The organism is Nitrincola nitratireducens (assembly GCF_000585235.1).
Lineage (GTDB): Bacteria > Pseudomonadota > Gammaproteobacteria > Pseudomonadales > Balneatricaceae > Nitrincola > Nitrincola alkalisediminis.
This window is the reverse complement of sequence record NZ_AONB01000006.1, coordinates 1-21461: the sequence shown is the minus strand read 5'-3', so window position 1 is coordinate 21461 and position 21461 is coordinate 1. Positions and strand designations below refer to the sequence as shown.

General features: G+C 47.5%; 16 protein-coding genes and 2 pseudogenes. 3 read left to right on the top strand and 15 right to left on the bottom strand.

Annotation, left to right across the window (positions count from 1 at the left end; all coding sequences use genetic code 11):
- Positions 1-8 precede the first annotated feature (8 nt).
- The 3 genes from dgcA to D791_RS07165 are packed head-to-tail and all read right to left on the bottom strand — an operon-like array spanning position 9 to position 3664.
- Positions 9-2078 carry a dimethylglycine demethylation protein DgcA gene (gene dgcA, locus D791_RS07175; RefSeq protein WP_036509687.1) on the bottom strand — a complete coding sequence of 690 codons (2070 nt, stop codon included), beginning with the start codon at positions 2076-2078 and terminating at the stop codon, positions 9-11.
- Positions 2079-2094: 16 nt separating this feature from the next.
- Complete coding sequence (locus D791_RS07170; protein WP_420329338.1) at positions 2095-2652, bottom strand: DUF5943 domain-containing protein; 558 nt, start codon at positions 2650-2652, stop codon at positions 2095-2097.
- 34 nt (positions 2653-2686) lie between these two features.
- On the bottom strand, positions 2687-3664 hold the full coding sequence (locus D791_RS07165; protein WP_036509683.1) for a dipeptidase: 978 nt from the start codon (positions 3662-3664) through the stop codon (positions 2687-2689).
- Positions 3665-3978: 314 nt separating this feature from the next.
- Here D791_RS07165 and D791_RS07160 point away from each other — a divergent pair, with 314 nt between their 5' ends.
- Both D791_RS07160 and D791_RS07155 read left to right on the top strand, forming a co-directional pair.
- Positions 3979-4251 (top strand): hypothetical protein, encoded by a 273-nt coding sequence (locus D791_RS07160; protein ID WP_036509681.1) that lies wholly within the window; start codon positions 3979-3981, stop codon positions 4249-4251.
- A 153-nt stretch (positions 4252-4404) separates the two neighbouring features.
- Positions 4405-7143 (top strand): cation-transporting P-type ATPase, encoded by a 2739-nt coding sequence (locus D791_RS07155; RefSeq protein WP_036509679.1) that lies wholly within the window; start codon positions 4405-4407, stop codon positions 7141-7143.
- A gap of 66 nt (positions 7144-7209) precedes the next feature.
- Here D791_RS07155 and D791_RS07150 read toward each other — a convergent pair.
- Both D791_RS07150 and D791_RS07145 read right to left on the bottom strand, forming a co-directional pair.
- Positions 7210-8138, bottom strand: a pseudogene (locus D791_RS07150) (electron transfer flavoprotein subunit alpha/FixB family protein).
- Complete coding sequence (locus D791_RS07145) at positions 8138-8887, bottom strand: electron transfer flavoprotein subunit beta/FixA family protein (RefSeq protein WP_036509677.1); 750 nt, start codon at positions 8885-8887, stop codon at positions 8138-8140. The pseudogene D791_RS07150 and the gene D791_RS07145 overlap by 1 nt, the downstream one beginning before the upstream one ends.
- Positions 8888-9139: 252 nt before the next feature.
- On the opposite strand from D791_RS07145, the gene D791_RS07140 reads away from it, so the two are divergent.
- Positions 9140-10774 (top strand): electron transfer flavoprotein-ubiquinone oxidoreductase, encoded by a 1635-nt coding sequence (locus tag D791_RS07140; RefSeq protein ID WP_081763777.1) that lies wholly within the window; start codon positions 9140-9142, stop codon positions 10772-10774.
- Between the two features lie 60 nt (positions 10775-10834).
- Here D791_RS07140 and D791_RS07135 read toward each other — a convergent pair whose 3' ends face one another.
- The 10 genes and pseudogenes from D791_RS07135 to D791_RS07090 form a co-directional block, all read right to left on the bottom strand.
- Positions 10835-11332, bottom strand: coding sequence for a SixA phosphatase family protein (locus D791_RS07135; RefSeq protein WP_051514320.1), 498 nt, complete (start codon positions 11330-11332; stop codon positions 10835-10837).
- Positions 11313-11498, bottom strand: a complete 186-nt coding sequence (locus D791_RS07130) for a hypothetical protein (protein WP_036509864.1) — start codon at positions 11496-11498, stop codon at positions 11313-11315. The genes D791_RS07135 and D791_RS07130 overlap by 20 nt, the downstream gene beginning before the upstream one ends.
- 94 nt (positions 11499-11592) lie before the next feature.
- On the bottom strand, positions 11593-12678 hold the full coding sequence (gene hemH, locus D791_RS07125; protein ID WP_036509673.1) for a ferrochelatase: 1086 nt from the start codon (positions 12676-12678) through the stop codon (positions 11593-11595).
- 12 nt (positions 12679-12690) lie between these two features.
- The gene (gene fabV / locus D791_RS07120; RefSeq protein ID WP_036509671.1) at positions 12691-13887 is read right to left on the bottom strand and encodes an enoyl-ACP reductase FabV; all 1197 of its coding nucleotides are present in this window, start codon (positions 13885-13887) and stop codon (positions 12691-12693) included.
- A 211-nt stretch (positions 13888-14098) separates the two neighbouring features.
- A complete protein-coding gene (locus D791_RS19985; RefSeq protein WP_157682262.1) occupies positions 14099-14245 on the bottom strand; it encodes a hypothetical protein in 147 nt (48 codons plus the stop codon).
- Between the two features lie 215 nt (positions 14246-14460).
- Complete coding sequence (locus tag D791_RS07115) at positions 14461-17853, bottom strand: transferrin-binding protein-like solute binding protein (RefSeq protein ID WP_036509669.1); 3393 nt, start codon at positions 17851-17853, stop codon at positions 14461-14463.
- 20 nt (positions 17854-17873) lie between these two features.
- Positions 17874-19214 carry a porin family protein gene (locus D791_RS07110; RefSeq protein ID WP_036509667.1) on the bottom strand — a complete coding sequence of 447 codons (1341 nt, stop codon included), beginning with the start codon at positions 19212-19214 and terminating at the stop codon, positions 17874-17876.
- Positions 19215-19599: 385 nt separating this feature from the next.
- Entirely contained in the window at positions 19600-19872 is a 273-nt protein-coding gene (locus D791_RS07105; RefSeq protein ID WP_036509665.1) for a hypothetical protein, read from the bottom strand.
- Positions 19873-20730: 858 nt separating this feature from the next.
- Positions 20731-20955: pseudogene (locus D791_RS07095) on the bottom strand (transposase domain-containing protein); the annotation flags it as partial.
- A gap of 230 nt (positions 20956-21185) precedes the next feature.
- On the bottom strand, positions 21186-21461 hold a 276-nt coding region (locus tag D791_RS07090), incomplete at its 5' end, for a transposase domain-containing protein (protein WP_036509659.1).

Genomic DNA, 21461 nt, shown 5'->3' with positions numbered 1-21461 from the left:
CCCCTAACTTAAAAGTCTTTACATAAACGCAACGCATCGTATATTGCTGCATGCGTATTACGAGGCGCTGTGCAGTCACCAATTCGGAACAGGATGAACGCCGCTCCTTGAGTTGACTCGCTTAAGCAAGGCTGAGGTTTGATCGCGTACAGCGCATCGACATCTATCTGACCTTTGTTAAGGGACTGATGCTTAAGTGCATAGTAAAGCGCTTCATCGGGTCGAACACCGTTTTCGACGACAACCTGATCGACTACACGTTCTTCCATTTGGCCTGTGTATTCATTTTCTAAAACGGCCACCAACTGATCACCTTCGCGATACACCTTATGCAGTGCCAAATCCGATGTCATGATCACTTCTTTTGCATAAAGACTGCGGTAATAGGTTGGGAACGTCGTGCCTCCCACGGCGGCTCCTGGCTTAACATCATCGGTAACAAGCTCAACCTTGGCGCCTTTTTCAGACAAATAGTCTGCAACGGACATTCCACTGAACTCACAAATGGTGTCGTAGACCAGCACGTTCTTACCAGGTGCTACCTTGCCATCAAGAACATCCCAACTACTGACCACTAATCCTTCGTCTGCGCCCCACTCAGGCACTTGCTCTAAGAATGGACGACCACCGACCGCTAACACGACGATATCAGGGTTTAGATCTTTGATGGCGTCTTCATTGGCGTAGGTCTCTAAACGCACATCGACGTTTAATCGAGCCAATTCCAATTGATACCAACGCGTGATACCCGCCATTTGATCACGCTGTGGCGCTTTAGCTGCGGTGCTGATTTGACCACCCAGCTGATCTTTCGCTTCAAACAAGATGACCTGATGACCGCGTTCAGCTGCAACTCTCGCTGCTTCCATACCTGCAGGACCACCGCCGACGATCACGACTTTACGTAAAGCGCCTTGCGTTTTTTCAATAATATGTGGCAAGCCCATGTACTCACGCGACGTCGCCGCATTTTGAATACACAGCACATCAAGTCCTTGGTACTGACGGTCAATACAATAGTTAGCACCAACACATTGACGAATTTGATCGACTTGTCCCATTTTGATTTTTGCAATGATATGAGGGTCTGCAATGTGCGCGCGTGTCATGCCCACCATATCGACATAACCGCCCTCAAGTATCCGTTGCGCTTGGTTAGGATCTTTGATGTTCTGCGCATGGATAACTGGCGCCTTCACAACCTCTTTAATGCCTGCAGCCAAATGCAAAAATGGCTCAGGAGGGTACGACATATTAGGAATCACATTGGCAAGGGTGTTATGTGTATCGCACCCTGAGCCGATCACACCAAAAAAATCGACCATGCCCGTTGCATCGTAGTAGGCGGCGATCTGTTTCATGTCATCATGCGTTAAGCCATCTGGATGAAATTCATCACCGCAAATTCGCATCCCCACAACGAAATCATCACCCACTTCGGCACGCACCGCTTTTAAAACTTCTAAACCAAAACGCATGCGGTTTTCAAAGCTTCCTCCCCACTGGTCCGTCCGCTTATTCACGCGCGGACTCCAAAACTGATCGATTAAGTGCTGGTGAACGGCGGAGAGTTCAACACCGTCTAACCCGCCGTCTTTAGCACGTCGAGCCGCTTGAGCATAATCGCCAATAATTCGGGTAATCTCTTCATCTTCGATTGTTTTACAGGTGGAGCGATGCACAGGCTCTCGAATACCGGATGGCGATAAAAGGGTCGACCAATGATAACCATCCCAACGGGAACGACGTCCCATATGGGTAATTTGGATCATAATTTTGCCACCGTGTTTATGCACGGCATCCGCTAGGTTTTGAAAATGCGGAATAATACGGTCGGTTGATAGATTTACCGAACTCCACCAAGCTTGAGGGCTATCTATGGAAACCACGGAGGAGCCACCACAAATACAAAGTCCACACCCACCTTTCGCTTTTTCTTCATAGTACTTAACATACCGATCCGTTGTCATACCGCCATCGGTTGCATAGACTTCCGCATGCGCTGTACTGACCACACGGTTGCGTATTGTCAGCTTACCTATCTGAATCGGTTGAAACATTGCATCGAATTGAGACATCACTAACTCCTACTCTTCAAACCGACTGTGCAAGCGGACGTGTAATAAAATAGCCAACGTCATGGCCGTCTTCTGCAGCACTTTGAGTCTGCTCTGCCTCTGTCCGCAAAGCGGAGCCCGTTGAGGCTAGAATCTGATCCATCGCACCCGCAAACCAACCTGTGAACATATACTCAATTTTGCGATTCACTTTCCCGTAGTGATAAACAAAAGCAGAATGCTCAAGCCGAACCTTACAACGTCCGCCTTCGAGATCCATTTCCTCTGTAATAAACAAGCCCCAGCCTCGTTGCGACAAACGCTTCATATAATGCTCGAACACATCTACGCCCTGTAAGCCATGCAACTGTGCTTCTTTTTCACACCAGTGCCATGCACTTTTATAGCCAGCCTTGTACAAAATTTCAGCATAGCGCTCTGGGCCTAGCTCTTCTTCAATGGCCTGATGATTATTAATAAAAAAATGTCTAGGAACGTACAGCATGGGCAAGGCATCACTTGTCCAAACGCCTGTTTCTGAGTCAACTTCAATTGGAAGTGCGGGAGCTACTTTTGCCACGGTTTCACCTGTCATTCAAAATAGTTATAAAAGAGTTAATGATCGGGTCTTAAGCGCCCCAGACATCCTTTAAGACTCGTACCCAGTTTTCTCCCATGATCTTACGCACCTGAGCTTCAGTCATTCCGCGCTTAAGCAAGGTTTCAGTCAGGTTAGGAAACTCACCAATGGTGCGAATACCCAAAGGATTTACAATTTTTCCAAAGCGAGTGAGGCGACGTGCGTAGCCTTTATCGTGAGTCAGCCATTCAAAAAATGTTTGGTCATGGCCTTGTGTGAAATCTGTTCCAATTCCAATTGCATCTTCACCGACGATGTTCATCACATACTCAATGGCTTCTGCGTAGTCATCAATGGTTGAATCGATGCCTTTTTTAAGGAAGGGTGCGAACATGGTGACGCCAACAAAACCACCGTGATCCGCGATGAACTTAAGCTCTTCATCTGATTTATTTCGAGGATGCTCTTTGAGTCCTGAAGGGAGGCAATGGGAGTAGCAAACAGGCTTTTTAGAAGCAAGAATGACTTCCTCCGAGGTTTTAGAGCCGACATGAGACAGATCACACATAATGCCCACGCGATTCATCTCGGCGACCACCTCATGACCAAAACCCGATAAGCCGCCATCTCGCTCATAACACCCTGTTCCAACCAGGTTCTGCGTGTTGTAGCACATTTGTACAATGCCGACGCCGAGGTTTTTGAAGATCTCGACATAACCTAATTGGTCTTCAAAGGCATGCGCATTTTGAAAACTCATGATAATTCCCGTTTTACCCGCCGCTTTAGCCGCATGAATATCGGCGGTGGTTCTGACGGGAATCACCAAATCATTATTTTCACGCAGGAGCTTATTGGTTTCAGCAATGTTATTGACTGTTGCCTGAAACCCTTCCCAGACGGATACTGTACAACTTGCAGCAGTCAATCCACCTTTGCGCATGTCTTCAAACAGTTCTCGGTTCCACTTGGCGATAATTAATCCATCGATAACGATAGCATCTTGGTGCAGTTCTGCCGCTGTCATGAGCTTACTCCGAATTAACAGGCTTATTAGGCTTTTATTGATATGCAGAATAGCCCTACGGACTTTACGATGACCCTATGGAAGCGACGGACATCAGTCTAAAAACGTCAAGGAATACCTATTTACGACTTGGCAGATTTATCTGGTGAGCAAAGGAATGATGTGCACCTGCAGCATGAGATAAATGGAAGATTCTCTGAATTTTGTTGAAATAACATCCAGAAAATTCACTCGCACTTTAGGATTTTTTTTCTATGCTTAAGGAAGGTTATTGGCTTTCCGTTATTAAAATAAAATGTTGGAGGTACACAGCCATGTTAACGTACAGTGAATGTCTAGCCATGAGCGACTTGACGGATGACGAAATCGATGCAATTGCGGAACATGAGCATATTGAGCCTATGATTGCAGTCGCATTAGGTCAGTACTTAGTTGAGCGTCATGAGGAGACCGAAATCAGACGTTTTATTATGGATGACATTGAAATTGCCAAGCAATGTGGCGATCTTGGAAAAATGGTTGTTCGACAACATACGCTGGTTCAGTTCATCCAAACCCACCCGGAGGCATGCAGGTCTTCACAATAAACGTTTTTTGCTCTTCTATTTTAATCATCAAAACTCATCGTTGCCAGGGCTACTGCTTTCTTAGCAGTGGCTTTTTTTTGATATTTTTGAACGTTTTTATAGGTGTTTTCCATGATAGACTGGGGGTAATTCTGGCGTTCTGGGAGTCACCACATGAAACACCTACAAAGCGATCTATGGCATCACCTAACCGAAGAGGATGTGTTTAATACCATCAATAGTGACAGGTTAAGCGGCCTATCACACAACGAAGTACAAGAAAGGTTAAGACTCTTCGGACCCAACACTATTTCAGGGCAAGCGTCTATTTCACCTCTAAAACGCTTACTGCTGCAGTTCCACAATCCGTTAATCTATATCCTTCTGTTTGCGACAGCCGTCACCTTGTTTTTGGGGGAGTATGTCGACTCCGGTGTCATTTTTGGGGTGGTCTTGATCAATGCGGCCATCGGCTTTGTCCAAGAGTCAAAAGCAGAAGAAGCGATCAACTCCTTAAAAGGCATGTTATCGTCAACAGCAACGGTTTTACGCGACGGAGAAAAACAGACGATACCCGCTTCGGATGTTGTTCCGGGTGATATCGTGTTTTTAGCTTCGGGAGACAAGGTTCCAGCCGACATGCGGATTTTTGATTGTCGAGATTTGCAAATTGATGAATCCACGTTAACCGGTGAATCCGTCTCTGCGACTAAATCCAGAACAACCCTAGGCAAAGAGACCGTTTTAGCTGACCGTGAAAATATGGCTTTCGCAGGTACACTGGTTACCTACGGCGGAGGTAAAGGTGTTATCACAGCAACGGGAGACCATACGGAAACCGGCAAAATTGCCGATATGATTGCGCAAGCGACTAGCATCGATACGCCCTTGACGCGAAAAATACATCAGTTCAGTAAACTCTTGCTCTGGGTCATCCTAGCGCTGGCAGGTGTAACCTTTGGTGTTGGCCTTCTCTATGGTCTAGAAGCCAGTGAAACCTTTATGGCGGCTGTTGCCTTGGCCGTCGCCGCCATCCCTGAAGGCTTACCCGCAGTCGTGACGATCACACTGGCGATTGGTGTGCAACGCATGGCAAAACGTAATGCCATTATTCGTACTCTTTCTGCCGTTGAAACGCTGGGCTCGACAACAGTCATTTGCTCCGATAAAACGGGCACCTTGACCGAAAACCAAATGACCGTTCAAAAGATCTTCAGTGGCGGTGGTGATTACACTGTTAGCGGAACGGGCTACCAACCTCAAGGCGAGCTATCCACTCTGGACGGGACCGCTTTTCAGCTCAGTGATAACCTTGCTCTCACCCACTGCCTCAGAGCAGGCTTAGTCAGTAACGACTCGAAATTGATTGAAAAGGAGAAACGCTGGACCGTTCAAGGCGACCCTACTGAAGGATCTCTGATTGCCTGTGCATTCAAAGCAGGCTTGGATCTAAAGACCTGTGAAAACGCCTTTCCTAGAATTGACACCATTCCCTTTGAGTCCGATCGGCAATACATGGCCACCCTGCATGAAGATCAAGAATGCAATCGCCTCTACTTAAAAGGTTCGGTTGAACAGGTGATGGCTCGCTGTAAGACCATGATGGATGCCGATGGGCAATTACAGCCCTTAAATACGGAAATCATCACTGACCATATCAACTCCTTTGCTGCAGCAGGGTTGAGAGTCCTGGCATTTGCCATGGAAGAGCTGCCTAAGGATGAAACCTCTTTAGATGCGTTCAATCAACGTGAGCCCAATCAAGCGTTGATATTTCTGGGTCTCCAAGCCATGATCGATCCTCCACGACAAGAGGCCATTCATGCCGTCGCCACGTGTCACAAAGCTGGCATTAACGTCAAAATGATCACAGGCGATCATGCCCTGACGGCCAAAGCCATTGCGACCAAAATTGGGATCATTCGTGATTCAAATTCCAATGGACAGGTGGTACTGACAGGAAAAGAATTATCCGAAATGAGCGATCACAAATTGCTCGAATGCGCTGAAACGGTTTCTGTTTTTGCACGTGTTGCACCTGAGCAAAAACTCAAACTGGTCACCGCTTTGCAAGCGAAGGGGCATGTTGTCGCCATGACCGGCGATGGTGTGAATGACGCCCCTGCGCTTAAGCAGGCCGACATTGGGATAGCCATGGGAATCAGTGGCACTGAGGTGTCAAAAGAAGCGTCCGATATGGTGCTGACGGATGATAACTTTTCATCAATTGAAGCTGCCGTCGAAGAAGGTCGCAACGTCTTTGACAACCTATTGAAATTTATTACCTGGATTTTACCCACCAATCTTGGCCAAGGCTTGGTGATCATGGTCGCCATTCTATTTGGTGTGACCCTTCCGGTTCTTCCCGTTCAAGCCCTTTGGCTGAACATGACAACCGCCGTTTTTTTAGGCTTAATGCTGGCCTTTGAACCGAAAGAACCGGGCATTATGCAGCGCATACCACGCTCTCCAGATGCGCCTCTTTTGTCCATCGAAATTATCTATCGAATATTCTCGGTCAGCACCCTGTTGTTAATTGGTGCGTTTGGTTTATTCAAATGGTCACAGTCCATGGGAGCATCAATCGAGGAGTCTAGAACCTTGGCCGTGACGCTCTTTGTCATCGTGCAGAGCTTCTTCCTTCTGAATTGTCGCTCTATGACACAGAGTATTTTCACAACCCCCATGTCGTCAAATCTCTGGATTTGGGGCGGGATCAGCGCCATGCTCATCTCGCAATTGCTGTTCATCTACACTCCACTCATGAACACCCTATTCCAAAGTGCTCCATTAAGCCTCAACCAGTGGCTACTCATGCTAGCCTATGGCGCATGTGTACTGTGTTTAGTAGAGGTCGAAAAGGCGTTTTGGCGCAAAAGAACACTGAAAACATCTAGTGAGTGCGTTAAATAACAGGTAGGAGTACTGGATCATGCCTCTTTAATTTGAGGCATGATCTGCATTAGCGCTAAATAAAGATTAGAGCGCTTTTTCTAACTCAGGAACGGCTTCAAACAAATCAGCCACCAATCCATAATCAGCCACTTGGAAAATTGGAGCGTCTTCGTCTTTGTTGATTGCAACAATGACCTTAGAGTCCTTCATACCGGCCAAATGCTGAATTGCCCCAGACAAGCCCACACCAATGTACAACTCAGGTGCTACGATTTTACCCGTTTGTCCGATTTGCATATCGTTCGGGACAAAGCCAGCATCAACCGCCGCACGCGTTGCGCCCACGCTGCGCCCAACTTATCTGCAACTTTATCGAGCATATCGAAATGTGCTTTATCGCCCATTCCACGACCACCAGAGATGATCACTCGAGCAGAGGTCAATTCGGGACGATCAGAAACGGCCATTTCCTCAGACACCAAGCGGCTAACACCTGAATCCATAAGCTGACTCAGAATTTGAATGCTCGCACTGCCACCGTCTGCCGGTGCTGCATCAAAACCTGTTGCACGAATCGTCAATACCTTGACCGGATCTAACGATTGAACAGTGGCGATTGCATTGCCTGCGTATATTGGACGCTGGAATGTATCGGCGGACTCCACCTTAATGACATCCGAAATTTGCCCTACATCTAACAACGCCGCCACACGTGGCATAAAGTTCTTCGCATTGCTGACGGCAGGAGCAATCAGATAATCGTATTCATGCGCCACATCAACCACCAATGAGGCGACATTCTCAGCAATTTCATGATCGTATACTGAGTGATCCGCCAGTAGAACTTTACGGATACCCGCAACCTTTGATGCGTGATCCGCAGCCGCTGCACAGCCTGCACCTACAACTAATAGATCGATTTCACCGCCGATTTCTTGAGCGGCCGTTAAGGCATGCAACGTGGCAGGCTTTAAGACTGAATTATCATGCTCTGCTATCAATAAAATCGCCATTAGATCACCTTCGCTTCATTTTTCAATTTATCAACTAACTCTGCCACACTTGCGACTTTAATACCGGCTTGGCGCTCAGGTGGAGGCGTCACTTTTAATAGGCGAGTATTTGCCTTGACTTCAACACCGTAATCAGCCGGTGTTTTCACATCCAAAGGTTTTTTCTTAGCTTTCATGATGTTTGGCAAAGAGGCATAGCGTGGCTCGTTCAAACGCAGATCGACCGTCAACACAGCTGGTAGTTTCAAGGCCAAGGTCTGAAGACCACCGTCGATTTCGCGCACCACTTGAACTTCGTTTTCGCCCACTTCGACACCCGATACGAACGTACCCTGTGCCAATCCGGTTAACGCAGCCAACATTTGGCCAGTTTGATTGTTGTCAGTATCGATTGATTGTTTGCCCATCAATACCAAGCCCGGTGCTTCGTCAGCGACTATTTTTGCAAGAATTTTTGCGACAGTCAGTGACTCTAGGGCATCATCTGATTCGATATGAATGGCACGATCAGCGCCCATCGCCAGTGCTGTACGCAGCTGTTCTTGAGCGGCCTTTGGCCCCATTGATACCACGATGATTTCCGATGCTTTGCCTGCTTCTTTCAAGCGAACCGCCTGCTCAACCGCAATCTCACAGAAAGGATTGACTGCCATTTTTACATTCTTCAAATCAACGTCAGTCTGATCAGCATTCACTCTGACTTTAACGTTGTAATCGATCACTCGCTTGACCGTTACCAGTACTTTCATGTATGTCTTCCTTCAGTTACGTAGGTCGGAATCTTATCGAATCATAACAGAATGGTGTTTTATGACCAGCCTGAGATCTGTGTATACTATAATTTACCAAATTAGGGTTTTCACTTATACTATGGGTGACAAAAAAACGCACAGAATCGATAAGATTTGTTGAAAGTGTTCTCTTTTTTTAACACTCTGTGTGTTTACAATAACAAGTCGATGAATTTATTACTGAGGAGCTGAACTGTGGAACGTGAATCGATGGAGTTTGACGTCGTCATCGTCGGAGCAGGCGTCACCGGACTTTCCGCCGCCTGTCGCTTAATGCAAGAGGCTCAAGCAAAGGAGCAAGAGCTGACCGTTTGCGTCGTAGAGAAAGGCTCTGAAGTGGGTGCTCATATCCTTTCTGGGGCCGTGATGGAGCCCCGTGCCCTGAACGAACTTTTTCCGGATTGGAAAGAGCGTGGTGCCCCACTGGTTACCGCAGCAACAGAAGACCAAGTGTATTTACTCACCAGTGAAACTCAAGGTGTAAAATTACCTGGCTTTGCGGTTCCAAAACCCATGCACAATGAAGGCAATTATATTGTCAGTTTGGCCAATGTCACACGCTGGCTCGCAGAACAAGCTGAAGCTCTCGGTGTTGAGGTTTTCCCTGGCTTCCCTGCATCCGAAATTCTGTACCATGAAAATGGCAGTGTTAAAGGGATAGCAACAGGAGATATGGGTGTAGGCTCCAATGGTGAACCCAAAGACAGCTACACGCCCGGTATGGAACTGCATGCAAAATACACCCTATTTACCGAAGGCGTTCGCGGACATCTTGGCAAGCAACTTCTAGCAAAATTCAAGCTTGACGAAGGTAAAGACCCCCAACATTATGCCATTGGCATCAAAGAACTTTGGGACATTGATCCTGCGAAAAGCAAGCCCGGATTGGTCGTGCATGGCTCTGGTTGGCCGCTTAGCGATGGTGCCAGCGGTGGTTTCTTCCTATATCACGATGAAAACAACCAAGTCGAAGTTGGCTTGATTGTCGACCTCAACTATTCCAACCCTTGGCTCAGCCCCTTCGATGAGTTTCAACGGATGAAGCACCACCCCGTTCTAAAACAATATTTGGAAGGTGGCAAACGCGTTTCGTACGGTGCTCGTGCAATTACCAAGGGCGGCTTTAACTGCTTGCCTAAAATGACACTGCCGGGTGCATTTGTACTTGGATGCAATGCTGGCACCTTAAACTTCTCTAAAATCAAAGGCATACATACAGGCATGAAATCCGGCATGTTGGCAGCCGAAACCATCGCCAAAGCCTTGTTTGCTGGAGATGAAGGCGGACAAGACCTGACTGCATTTGAGCAAGCCTATAAAGATTCATGGCTATACGATGAGCTCTATCGCGGACGTAATTTTGGCCCAGCCATGCATAAATTTGGCACCTTCCTTGGTGGCACGTTTAACTTCATTGATCAGAACATTTTTGGTGGAAAAATCCCCGTCACTCTGCATGATCTGCATAAAGACCATGAAATGTTACGACTGGCCAGTGAATGCAAAAAAATTGAATACCCTAAGCCGGACGGAAAGCTTTCCTTTGACAAGCTGTCATCCGTGTTTTTATCCAACGCTATTCACGAGGAAGACCAGCCTTGCCATCTGCGCTTGACTGATCCCGATCTACCAATTCGGGAAAACCTGCCCAAATACGCTGAGCCCGCTCAACGCTATTGCCCAGCGGGTGTGTATGAAGTGATTGAAGAGAGCAATGGACCTCGCTTTCAAATTAACTTTTCAAACTGCGTGCATTGCAAGACGTGCGACATTAAAGACCCAGCACAAAACATTACTTGGGTCACCCCTGAGGGTGGTGGTGGACCTTCGTATCCCAACATGTAAGATGGGTTAGAACACCAAAGGAAATGCCCCCAACCGTTCAGCGACGTTTGGGGGCATTTTTTATTTCATCAGAGCACAGGGCAAGGACCAGAGCAATTGCGCAGTGCCCTGCTGTTTGTCCCATAACAACCGTGTTAAGGATGCTTTTTTAATGTCCAAGTGATCGACGGGGATATGGGTTAACGAAGCAATGAGCAATCCTATGTCAGGCTCATGACCCACAAGCCAAACAGCCTTGTCATCCATCCCCATCAAATCATCAAGTAAACTTGCAGTCGGTGTCATAAGCGATAGGGATTCGAGTATTTGTGGTTTCGGGCAGTGCAGTAAATGTTGATATAGATAGGAAGCCGTTTGAAAAGCGCGAGGATAAGGGCTGCTCAACAAGCGCGCGGGTGTTAAGTCATTACGTCGACAAAATGCCACGACACGCTCTAATTGATTAAAGCCTTTATCAACTAATTCGCGACGCCTATCGTCAATTGGCAAATTACGATCCTGAGCCGTTGCATGGCGCAGAATCGTAATTTCAGTCAGTTTAGTGATAGGTTTGCTCATATTTTTTCTGGATAGCAATGAGGGCAGGCTGAATATCCAGAGGGGCGTACTTCATTGCCTGTTCGAACAGCTCCTTATTCTCTTCAGACAAACGCTCCTCCTCAGACATGGTTTTCAACTTACGCATGGCTTCCATAAATTTTGGATGGGGTTTTGTTTTGCTCATCATGACCTCCCCGGCATCGCTTGGGTAAAATAATCTATGCCCGTAGGCGTGTATGGCAATTATGCCCTACTCTCATTAAGACCCACAAATTCAATTATTGATCCGCACCTAAAGCGTTTGCATAGGCTTGAGTTGCCGACGCATTACGCTCAGGCTGACTCAACCAATGAGAAAGCTGAGGCTCAATTAAAGCATGCATCATTGAGATGTGATCTGAGTCTGCATTCAATGCTGGAATATAATCGTATTTTTCACCGCCACTTTCCATAAAATACTCACGGTTTTCTTGACCTATTTCTTCGATGGTCTCTAGGCAGTCCGCAGAAAACCCCGGACACACCACTTGTATTGACTTGACACCTTGTGAAGGCAAGGCCTTAAGCGTTTCATCTGTATAGGGTTTTAACCACTCTTCACGTCCAAATCGCGACTGGAAGGTTGTCAAATACTGATCCTTAGTTAATCCTAGATACTCTGCGATTAAACGTGATGTTTTATAGCACTCGCAGTGGTATGGATCGCCCTGTAGCAAATAACGCTTTGGAATACCGTGGTACGAGAAAATAAGTTTATCAGGAATACCCTTTTCCGATTGGAAAGCCCGTATCTTCTCAGCAACGGCATGAATATAAGGCCCAAAGTCAGGGTAGTGACTGATAAAATGCAGATCAGGCAACCAGCGACGCTTTCGGAAATCAGCCGAAATCGCATCAAAGGTAGAAGCGCTGGTCGCCCCTGAATATTGAGGATACAGCGGCAAAACAATGAGTTGCCTAACCCCAGCGGCTTGGAGTTTTTCTAAAACAGACGCAATGGAGGGATTCCCGTAGCGCATCGCAAACTCAACCACGACACGATCACCATACTCTTTCTGGATAGCCGCACGCAGAGCCTGTGTTTGAGCTTGCGTATGGGTTAGCAAAGGTGAACCTTCATCCGTCCAAACCTCACGATAGGCGGCAGCCGAGCGCTTTGGACGAATATTAAGGATAACCCCATTCAGAATAAACCACCAAATGGGGCGAGGGACTTCAACAACCCGTGGATCAGAGAGAAACTCTTTCAAATAGCGACGTAACGCCGGTGTGGTCGGTTCATCCGGTGTGCCAAGATTGGTGATCAGCACACCGATTTTATCCGCTTGTGCGTGACTGAAATTTTTTACACCCTGATAGGTCATCGAAGTTAATCCTTATGCGTCTAATGAAATCACATCAAACTCTTCCAAAGGATTCACATCCTGCTCGTAGTCCACTCCATCAATGCCGAAACCAAACAGCTTCAGGAACTCTGTTTTGTAGTAAGCATAGTCGGTCAGTTCGAACAGGTTTTCGCTCGTCACTTGTGGCCAGAGTTTGCGGCAGGCCTCTTGCACGTCGTCGCGCAATTCCCAATCATCCATACGGTAACGACCCTCGGAGTCGATCTCTGCTTGGTCACTATAAAGTCCGGTACTGAACAAACGATACACCTGCTCCATGCAACCTTCGTGTAAACCTTGCTCTTTCATCACTTTAAATACCATGGATAAATACAATGGCATGACGGGGATAGCGGAGCTTGCTTGGGTCACGACCGATTTCAAAACCGCTACATTGGCCTGACCACCTGTCGCGGATAACTGCGCGTTCAGACGTTTTGCTGTGTCGTCTAAATGTTGTTTGGCCTTCCCTAACGCACCGTGCCAGTAGATTGGCCAAGTGATGTCTGTGCCTATGTAGCTGTAGGCGACGGTTTTGCATTCAGGTGCAAGAACACCCGCTGCAGACAGAGCATCGATCCAAAGTGCCCAATCTTCTCCCCCCATCACTTTAACCGTCGCATCGACTTCTTCCTGAGTCGCTGGCCCTATCTCGGCTTCAGTGATGATGTCTTTGTTGGTATCAATGGCTGTCGAACGATACGGCTCACCGATAGGCTTTAATACTGAGCGTATCACTTCACCAGTATCCGGTAGTTTACGCACAGGCGATGCCAGGGAGTACACTACTAGATCGATTTGCCCTAAATCCGCTTTGATCAGTTCAATGACTTTTGCTCTTGCTTCATTGGAGAAGGCGTCGCCATTGATACTCTTGGCATACAGACCAGCTTCATGTGCCAAACGCTCGAATGCGGCAGCATTGTGCCAACCGGCTGTGCCCGGTTTTTTTTCAGTTGCAGGCTTTTCGAAGAAGACACCGATCGTCGCCGCATCACTACCAAAGGCTGCGGCGATACGTGAGGAAAGGCCATAGCCGCTAGAGGCGCCAAGCACTAAAACACGCTTGGGGCCATCGATTTTTCCCTTCGCTAGAGTGTAGGCAATTTGCTCTTTTACGTTGGCTTCACAACCAACTGGATGCGTTGTTGTACAGATGAATCCGCGAATTTTTGGAGTGATAATCATAACAATAGTTACTATCTTGAGTCCGTTGATATAAGTTTGCTAACAATACCGTATTTTGGTGATCTAGACAAAAAATAGGGGGGTGAATCGGGCGCAAATTGGCTTAGAGCTTTATACATATCAAATGCGTGAGCGTCCTCTGATGGATCAAGCCGCTATATAAACATCTGCTATCTGTGTGGCGCACTTGTTCACCCCTGTAATGACTGCTCTACGCGAGCACAGGTTCAGTAAAATCATACACAGACACCCCAGCCTGTTCGCCACGAAATTCATAATTGTCATCGATCGGTTTGATAACTTGAATATGGTAGTTGCCTTCAGCCAGCTTGATGGCAAAGGTTTGCGAGTAGAGCAAAAAAGAACCTGAACATCACGATGTGTTCGGCTGACTAACCTGACGCCGCTGAGTCGATCAGCGGCGTCTTACTCTTAAGGGTCTCTAAGTCGGAGATTTCGGCATACCCAGAAAGTGAACAAATCACCTTTCCTGCATATTGCATAAAAGTGTTAAAAATGGGTAGCCAGCCGAACAAGTGCCCGTAGAATTACTTTTTTAGCATTGGGTTTAGCTTATCTCTTGCCAGAAAACACCCCCGCAGCTTTCGAACCTGAAGTCTTCTCTATCGCCCAGTTACCCCCAACCTCCTGAGCAGCAGGCCCAAAGAATCCACCCTGAATTGCCCCAGCGTTATTCGATCCGCTCAAGCTTCCGCCGAACTGGTTTCCGCTGATCGTCACGCCGCTCAGATTGGAGGTGGCATATGCGGCTCCCGTATTGGCATATTGAACATTCAGTTGTCCAGAAATATTGCCGGTACCGAAGTTCGCGGTCAGGTTGGTGCTTCCATTGAGCGCATGCAATGCACCGCCCTCATGTGCGGTACCACGAATCTGACCCGTATAGGTCGCGGAGCCTGTTACCGGCATGGAAGTTGTTGGCGTCAAGGTGCCTGCAATCCAGTGCGAGCCATCCATGACCGACGTATTGGGTGTGGCAACCAGCTCGGTGCTCCACACGCCCCAAGACAGGTAGTTGTAGCCATCGTCCTCGGTCATGGTCGTGGCGGCGTAGGAGGGAACGCCATTAATTTCCTTGATCGCAGCAAACGCATCCTTGTTGATATAAACGCTGGTATCCGACCAATCGCTACCGAAGTTGTACGCCGTCCCACCATCGCGCACCGTGATGTCTGCCTTGGCAGTTGCTGAGACAGGTCGCAAGGTCATCTGCACATCATTGGGATTCGTGTTGTAAGCGACAGCAACCGCACCCGTGCTGCGATTGGCCACCAAACCAACGGCATAGCCACTCCATACCTCGTTGTTTGCCGGGGAATAGGGTTTTGTCACGGTTTTCTCGTTGACGTAGCCGCTCATCAACATCGAACTCAGCGTGGGGGAGCCGGCCTCGTTATAAAACGTCGAACCAAAAGTCCCGCCAAGCCCGTTGGGATAGGCGCTGCCGTAGAACTGAAGCGAAGTGGTTTCGCGCATGGCATCGCGGATGTAGCGGGGAATGCTGCTGTTTTCGGCTGTCGTCAGGCGACGGGTCTTGAATACGTACTGCCCATCGATCTCAAGACCACTTCTGTCAATATCACCAATAAACAGCGCGGTGCCTGTGCCGCCAGCCAGGGAGGCGTTACTTTCAAAGCCATACACCTTTCCAGACGTCCAGTTTACGAAAAGTTTCATACCTCCGGCAGCGTAAGCATTATTGTCATAGGGAGAAATGACACGATGCCGCAGATCGTAAGTAGAAACGCCAGAGGTCGGCAGTTTGGTTGTCGCACTGAGGCGTTCGCCGAAATAGCCTTCGACAACCCCAGATTCACCTCGCAAAACAAAACGGAAAAAGTCTTGTGCCGCATTGATATGAAACACCGAATCGGTATTCATGTTCTTGCTGAAAATGTTGGTGGCACCGGTGATCGCGCCCTGATAGTACTCATGTCCATAAACCTTGCCAGCAACCGAAGTGTCTACCGAGAAGGTTGCATTCGGCTGATTTGGGTAACGCAAGGTAAAGACCAAGGTCTTTCCACCATCGGTGCTTTCCGCCGTTACGCTGCTTGGCGTACGAGAGCGCCAGGTTGTTCCGGCATCAATTCGTGCCAGCATGCCACCGCCCCAATTATTATCTGCAATCGCGTCATATACCGAGTCAAGCACAGCCTCCTTGATCTTGGAGACATCTGAAAGATGCATGTATGAGCCACCAGATGCATCAGCAATTTCCAGAGCGGCATCCTGCATTTGCCTACCGCTGGATGCTGCGAATACGTTCGACTGCTGACCGACATTGATCTGGCTGGTATCGATAAACACAATGCGCGCGCCAGTTGTACGGACCAAGTCTTTCAGCTCTTTCTCGTTGACGCTATTCTGCCACGAGGGGGCATCACCAAACACAACGATCACTTTGGCGGCCCCAGGGCGCCAGCCAGTTACTTGATTACTTTTCAACGTAGCGTCGCGTGGCACAGCCGCGCCCTGGGTGATGACCTGATGAATCGCGTAGAAATTGGCCTCTTCCCAATCTCCACCACCAGATGCATACCACTGATTGATTGCCGTCGTAATCTGGGCATCGTTGTTGGTAATCGGCTGTAGCAGCTGGTAGGCGGACGTTGCAGTTTCGCCCCATTCACTTGGATCGCCCAAGAACATGCCGACCCCAAACTGCGCGTTGACCTTGGAAAACCGCGCATCGGTGCGCAAGGCATCCAGAATAGCCTGTGCATTTGTTTTGGCGCTACCAACCAACCCCCCCATGCTGCCTGTGTTGTCAGCAAGGAAGAAGATGTCCACATCGAAACGGGCCAGCTGGCGATCCAGTTCGAGTTTTCGGGTGGTTTCGATGGTTCTTGTTACATCAACCGTCTTGTTGCTGATGGCGTCACTGATGGCTTTTTCACTGAATTTACTATGATCAATTGAGTGCAGTTTTTCTCTTTCATGCAGGGAATTTCTTAAGGACTGCAATGGTTGATCCAACTCGGCAATTAAGTCAATATCTGACATCAAACTGTTCATGGCAGCAACAAATTCTTTCTCGGCGATTCTTATTTCATTGATCGTTGCCGTGAATCGCTTAACCCTTCCATTTAAAAAACCATCGGAGAACTCAGCTCTTATTAATCTATCACTCAACTCCCTCAACCTATTATAGTTATTAACAGCAACATCACCATCGAAAAATCTATTTTTAGGTTTAATGCCATCTAGAATATTTGCTATTTCATTGCCAACCATTTTTTGAATTTCGACTATCTTATCATTATCAACATCTATTCCATTGCTAATACTTTGGATGATTGCGGCATCAATTTTTGCATAAGCAAGTTCATGCAAGGTTCGATAGTAATTCGCTTCCGATACGCTCGCCTCTCTTCCGGCATCGAATAAAGAATTAATTTGAGCAACCAAAGCATCCGTTGACATATCCACAATCACAACCCCAGTACCTAACAGCGGCACATGTGAAGTAGCTGTGACAGATAGATTTTTGAATAGAGTCATTGAATCAACAAGAGTCTTTTCTGACTTTGCAAAGTCGTGAATATCAACACTAGCGCTAGCAGCACTAGTCGCAACAGACAAGGCATTCGCATAACGCCCCACTTTATCAGCCAACTCTAACGTAGCTCCATGGCGAGTATGTTCAAAAAGATTAAGCTGGGTACCACCCGCCAAACTCTCAGTCAATGTCTTAATTTTCTCGGCTGAAACAGTGACAAAGTTGGCGCTAAGTTCAATCGAACTTGCGATAGAAGCGACTCCCGAAATGGCTGATTTTAATTTTTCTTCATCGCCATACTGTTGATAGCCTTTAATGCCGTTTAATGCAACATTGATCCCAGCCTCAACACCACTACCACCATATGCGTTACCACAAAACGCAATACCGAGCATAATAGACAATACAATTGTTTTTTTCTTGAAATTGCGAACGGATTTCATAGTCTAATTCCCTTTGATTGTTAGAAATTCTTGGAAACAGAAAGCATTACTTGATGCCGCTTATTCCGATACATCTCAATACTCGACCGATTGTCGGTATAGGTGTGCGACAGCGTCAAATTCGCTTTCCACGGCTCAATCAGATAGTTCAGGTTTGTAGTGAAATCGAGACGTTCGTCTTTTCTGCTTTTACCGTATGCGGCTTCAATCCCTTTGTAATCAGTACGACTCCAGGCGGGTGAGGCATAAAGGCTCCATTGCTTATTGAATGCCTTGTAATAACCGATATTCAATCCATGTGAATCATTGCGGCTCGTTACGATGCCTGAGTCTTCTTTCCCGACATATCCGCCGAAATTGACGTAACTGCTGTTGTCAATTGAATAGCGCAGGCTCGGGCTGAAGGTGAGCGTATCGCCATTACGCGGGCTATTGCCCTTGTAGCGTTTATCTTGCCAGGCGAGGCTGCCTTGAACGAATAGCTGGGGGCTGACCTGGTAGCCGAACTGGGGAGCAAGACCGTTGCTGATCGAGTACCAATCGTCGTCATGGCCGATTTTGACCACGTTGAAAACATAGGGCAGCGAAAACGACCAGCCACTTACCTTCCAGCTTGGGCCGGCGCTGAACGACAGACTGAGCGCATCGAAGCGGTTGAGTTTCTGGTAGTCGGTGTAATGCAGGTTCAGGCCCGCTTGGAGCGCCAGACTGTCGTTGATGGCACGATTGAAATTCACGCCAGCTTTCAAGACGCTCGCCCAGTCTGTATTTTCCCTTGCATCCTTGTCTAGCGTAAACGGTAAATCATACATCAACACGTTATCAATACGAGGGCCTTGATTGACGTTGGTATCGTGCAGCAATCCGACCATGGCATAGCCTGACCATAACCTGGGGGTTCCACTTTCGATAAAGGCCAGAAAGACATCAATGTTTTCACCCACTCTCGCAGGCGGATTGCTCGCCTTCGCTTCATTCAGCAACTGCTTTGCCCGCGACAACTGGCCCATGCGGTAATGAACCTCGGCCAGTTCCAGCTTCACCCGCGTTGCGCCGGGGTCTTTTTCAAGCAGTTCGGAGAAATACCTGGCCGACTCTTGGTAGCGTTGTGCCGACTTGTGCGCCATGCCCAACAGGAACAGCGACTGATTGTCGATCTGACCCGACTGATAGGCCGACATCAAAGCTTCGATGGCTGCCTGGTGATCGCCCTCAGACAGCAAGCGTTGTGCCGTAGCCGTCGTTTCAGCGGCCAAAGCGGATTGAATCGAAGCTAGCAAGAACGTTCCAAATGCGATCGAACTGACGTTCCGCCACCTATATTTTGCATTGGCTTTTTCCGAAGAAACCCATACTTTCATTTTTGACTCCCTTTTGAACATGGGTACACAAATGGCACCTTATCCGAGATTGTCCATTAGAACAAACCCAACTCATGTTGTGATTTTTTCATGGTGTATCCTTTTACATTAGGCGCTCTATATACAAGGTGGAATCAGCACAAATACGTTTTCATTGAAAAGAGTAAGAACTTTTACTTGTTTCAAAGAATGTTAATTCAGGCCAGTCGCACGTGACTCTCGTTTCTTCTAGATAAAACAAGCTCGCATCGCAAATGCCCCCTCAAGACCTGATCAACCTGAAAGTTCTGCTGAATACCACGGCGGTAATCTACAAAATTGCCGAGTATGTGAGCACAACGCCCTGTGGCATATTGTGACTCGGAATATTAGACAGAGTCAGCTCCTAACCATTGAAGCGAACATAGGCTTTGCTGCTATAACGAACCCCGCCTTGGCTCGACAGCCTGAGCACTAAAAGCAGTTCTATACCTGAAACCAGATCGAGTGCCTGAGGCTCAATTGCCCGCCACTTGTGATTCAACCAAGCCTCAGCAGGCTGAAGAACACACTGCAAACGCTCACAATAAGCTGCATTACTACGCTTTACTACCATTTCAGCCGTTTGCCTGGCCGATTCTGCCAGCCGTTCAGGGGCCTCTTGCTGACCAGCGCACATCAGCAGCTTTATCCCGCTAAGCCTGTTGCTGCCGCGCTTGCAACTGCTGTTCAGACTATAAGCTCTACCACTCAATTTCACTCATCAAGCGGGTAGCTAGCACACGCCGATAACAAAATAATCACTACCAAAAGCCATTTAAAAGACAACACTGTTATCGCATGAGTTAGTTAAGACGTGATCGCATATGATTACAGTTATCCTGGCTATATACACCACTATCCATCATGCCTTGCACAAAAGGTGCAACGTGAACATTCTTGACACAATCACTCATGCTCATACCCTTCGTGGCTCCAAGCAGAAGACACCCCTGATTGCATTCTTCCGGTGATACATCATCACTAGTCAACATAGAATTGAATGTCTGATGAAGATCTTTTATCGTCATTGAAACGCCTACATTATCGCAGCGTGACTTAACAGCTAAGGAAATCTCATACGCTAAATAACTTTGGATGTTCGAGCAAATGGGGAGTGGCTTATCAAAAAAACTATCAGCGTTAACCGCTGTTGCGCTAAGAAAAGCCATAAGAACTATAGTCAGTAGTCGTTTCTTTTTCATACCTTTAACTCATACTTATGCGCTGCGCTTTGGATAAACAAATTAGATATCTACTTTAATCTTATTACATACGACTATGATATCTGTCAGAATTTCAAGACAACCCTAAAATATTTGCGCCATTCATATGAATTTAAAACTTGAAACATACATTCGTGAACGCAGCAAGCAATTAAATCAATCGTTAGCAGAGATTTGCTGGCTTGCAGGCATCAGTCGACAGACTCTTTACGAGTGTTGGCAAGGTGATAAATACCCATCACTTAATAGTAAGCGCCAATCCAACCACCCAGTTACATCAACTCAGGATTTAAGCTAGCGTTCCAAGGCAACAGTTTCTCGATAGCATCCACACTCTGCGCGTTGGGCAGTTCTTTGAAGACCACTTTTAAATACTCATACGGGTTCAGACCATTGGCCTTGGCTGTCTCGATTAAACTGTACAGGTTAGCACTGGCTTTGGCGCCCGCCTGGCTGTTGGCAAATAGCCAGTTCTTTTTGCGGCCCACAGTGAAGGGTAAGCGATCATTCTAAGACGTCATTGACATAACAATAATAGTCCCGAGCAATGCCTAACATCACCAGCCAGCTCAATATTTAGGACTTTTTCCTATATACACTCAAGTCACTAGGCGATAAAGTTATATCAGACAGAGGGGCAATGGATAGCCGCAACTCTCAAGGCGAGAGCCTCTGTCTTCCTTCAGGATAGGACGAGTGCTGCAGGGATGCAGCGGAACCATCAACCTTACTGGGGCTTCATCTCTCGATAAAGATCCGACCGCAACGGCTGATCTGCAAACTGCTCTTTCCAAACTCTTGGCGTTAACTCCAACACTCGGCTCGCCGGATGCTCATTAACCCGCAACAGCACGTCTGTCAGATAGGTATAAGGATCGATATCATGCAGTTTACAGGTACTGATCAGGCTCTGGATAATACCCACATGTTCAGCACCCAGTTCAGTCCAGCAGAATAGCCACGCCTTTCGACCCATCGGGATTGGACGCAGAGTTCGCTCCAG

Excerpts from the sequence above, each read along its gene's own strand:
- dgcA (WP_036509687.1), bottom strand. The coding sequence starts at position 2,078 with ATGTCTCAATTCGATGCAATGTTTCAACCGATTCAGATAGGTAAGCTG.
- D791_RS07170 (WP_420329338.1), bottom strand. The coding sequence starts at position 2,652 with ATGACAGGTGAAACCGTGGCAAAAGTAGCTCCCGCACTTCCAATTGAA.
- D791_RS07165 (WP_036509683.1), bottom strand. The coding sequence starts at position 3,664 with ATGACAGCGGCAGAACTGCACCAAGATGCTATCGTTATCGATGGATTA.
- D791_RS07160 (WP_036509681.1), top strand. The coding sequence starts at position 3,979 with ATGTTAACGTACAGTGAATGTCTAGCCATGAGCGACTTGACGGATGAC.
- D791_RS07155 (WP_036509679.1), top strand. The coding sequence starts at position 4,405 with ATGAAACACCTACAAAGCGATCTATGGCATCACCTAACCGAAGAGGAT.
- D791_RS07145 (WP_036509677.1), bottom strand. The coding sequence starts at position 8,887 with ATGAAAGTACTGGTAACGGTCAAGCGAGTGATCGATTACAACGTTAAA.
- D791_RS07140 (WP_081763777.1), top strand. The coding sequence starts at position 9,140 with ATGGAGTTTGACGTCGTCATCGTCGGAGCAGGCGTCACCGGACTTTCC.
- D791_RS07135 (WP_051514320.1), bottom strand. The coding sequence starts at position 11,332 with ATGAGCAAACCTATCACTAAACTGACTGAAATTACGATTCTGCGCCAT.
- D791_RS07130 (WP_036509864.1), bottom strand. The coding sequence starts at position 11,498 with ATGAGCAAAACAAAACCCCATCCAAAATTTATGGAAGCCATGCGTAAG.
- hemH (WP_036509673.1), bottom strand. The coding sequence starts at position 12,678 with ATGACCTATCAGGGTGTAAAAAATTTCAGTCACGCACAAGCGGATAAA.
- fabV (WP_036509671.1), bottom strand. The coding sequence starts at position 13,887 with ATGATTATCACTCCAAAAATTCGCGGATTCATCTGTACAACAACGCAT.
- D791_RS07115 (WP_036509669.1), bottom strand. The coding sequence starts at position 17,853 with ATGAAATCCGTTCGCAATTTCAAGAAAAAAACAATTGTATTGTCTATT.
- D791_RS07110 (WP_036509667.1), bottom strand. The coding sequence starts at position 19,214 with ATGAAAGTATGGGTTTCTTCGGAAAAAGCCAATGCAAAATATAGGTGG.
- D791_RS07105 (WP_036509665.1), bottom strand. The coding sequence starts at position 19,872 with ATGTGCGCTGGTCAGCAAGAGGCCCCTGAACGGCTGGCAGAATCGGCC.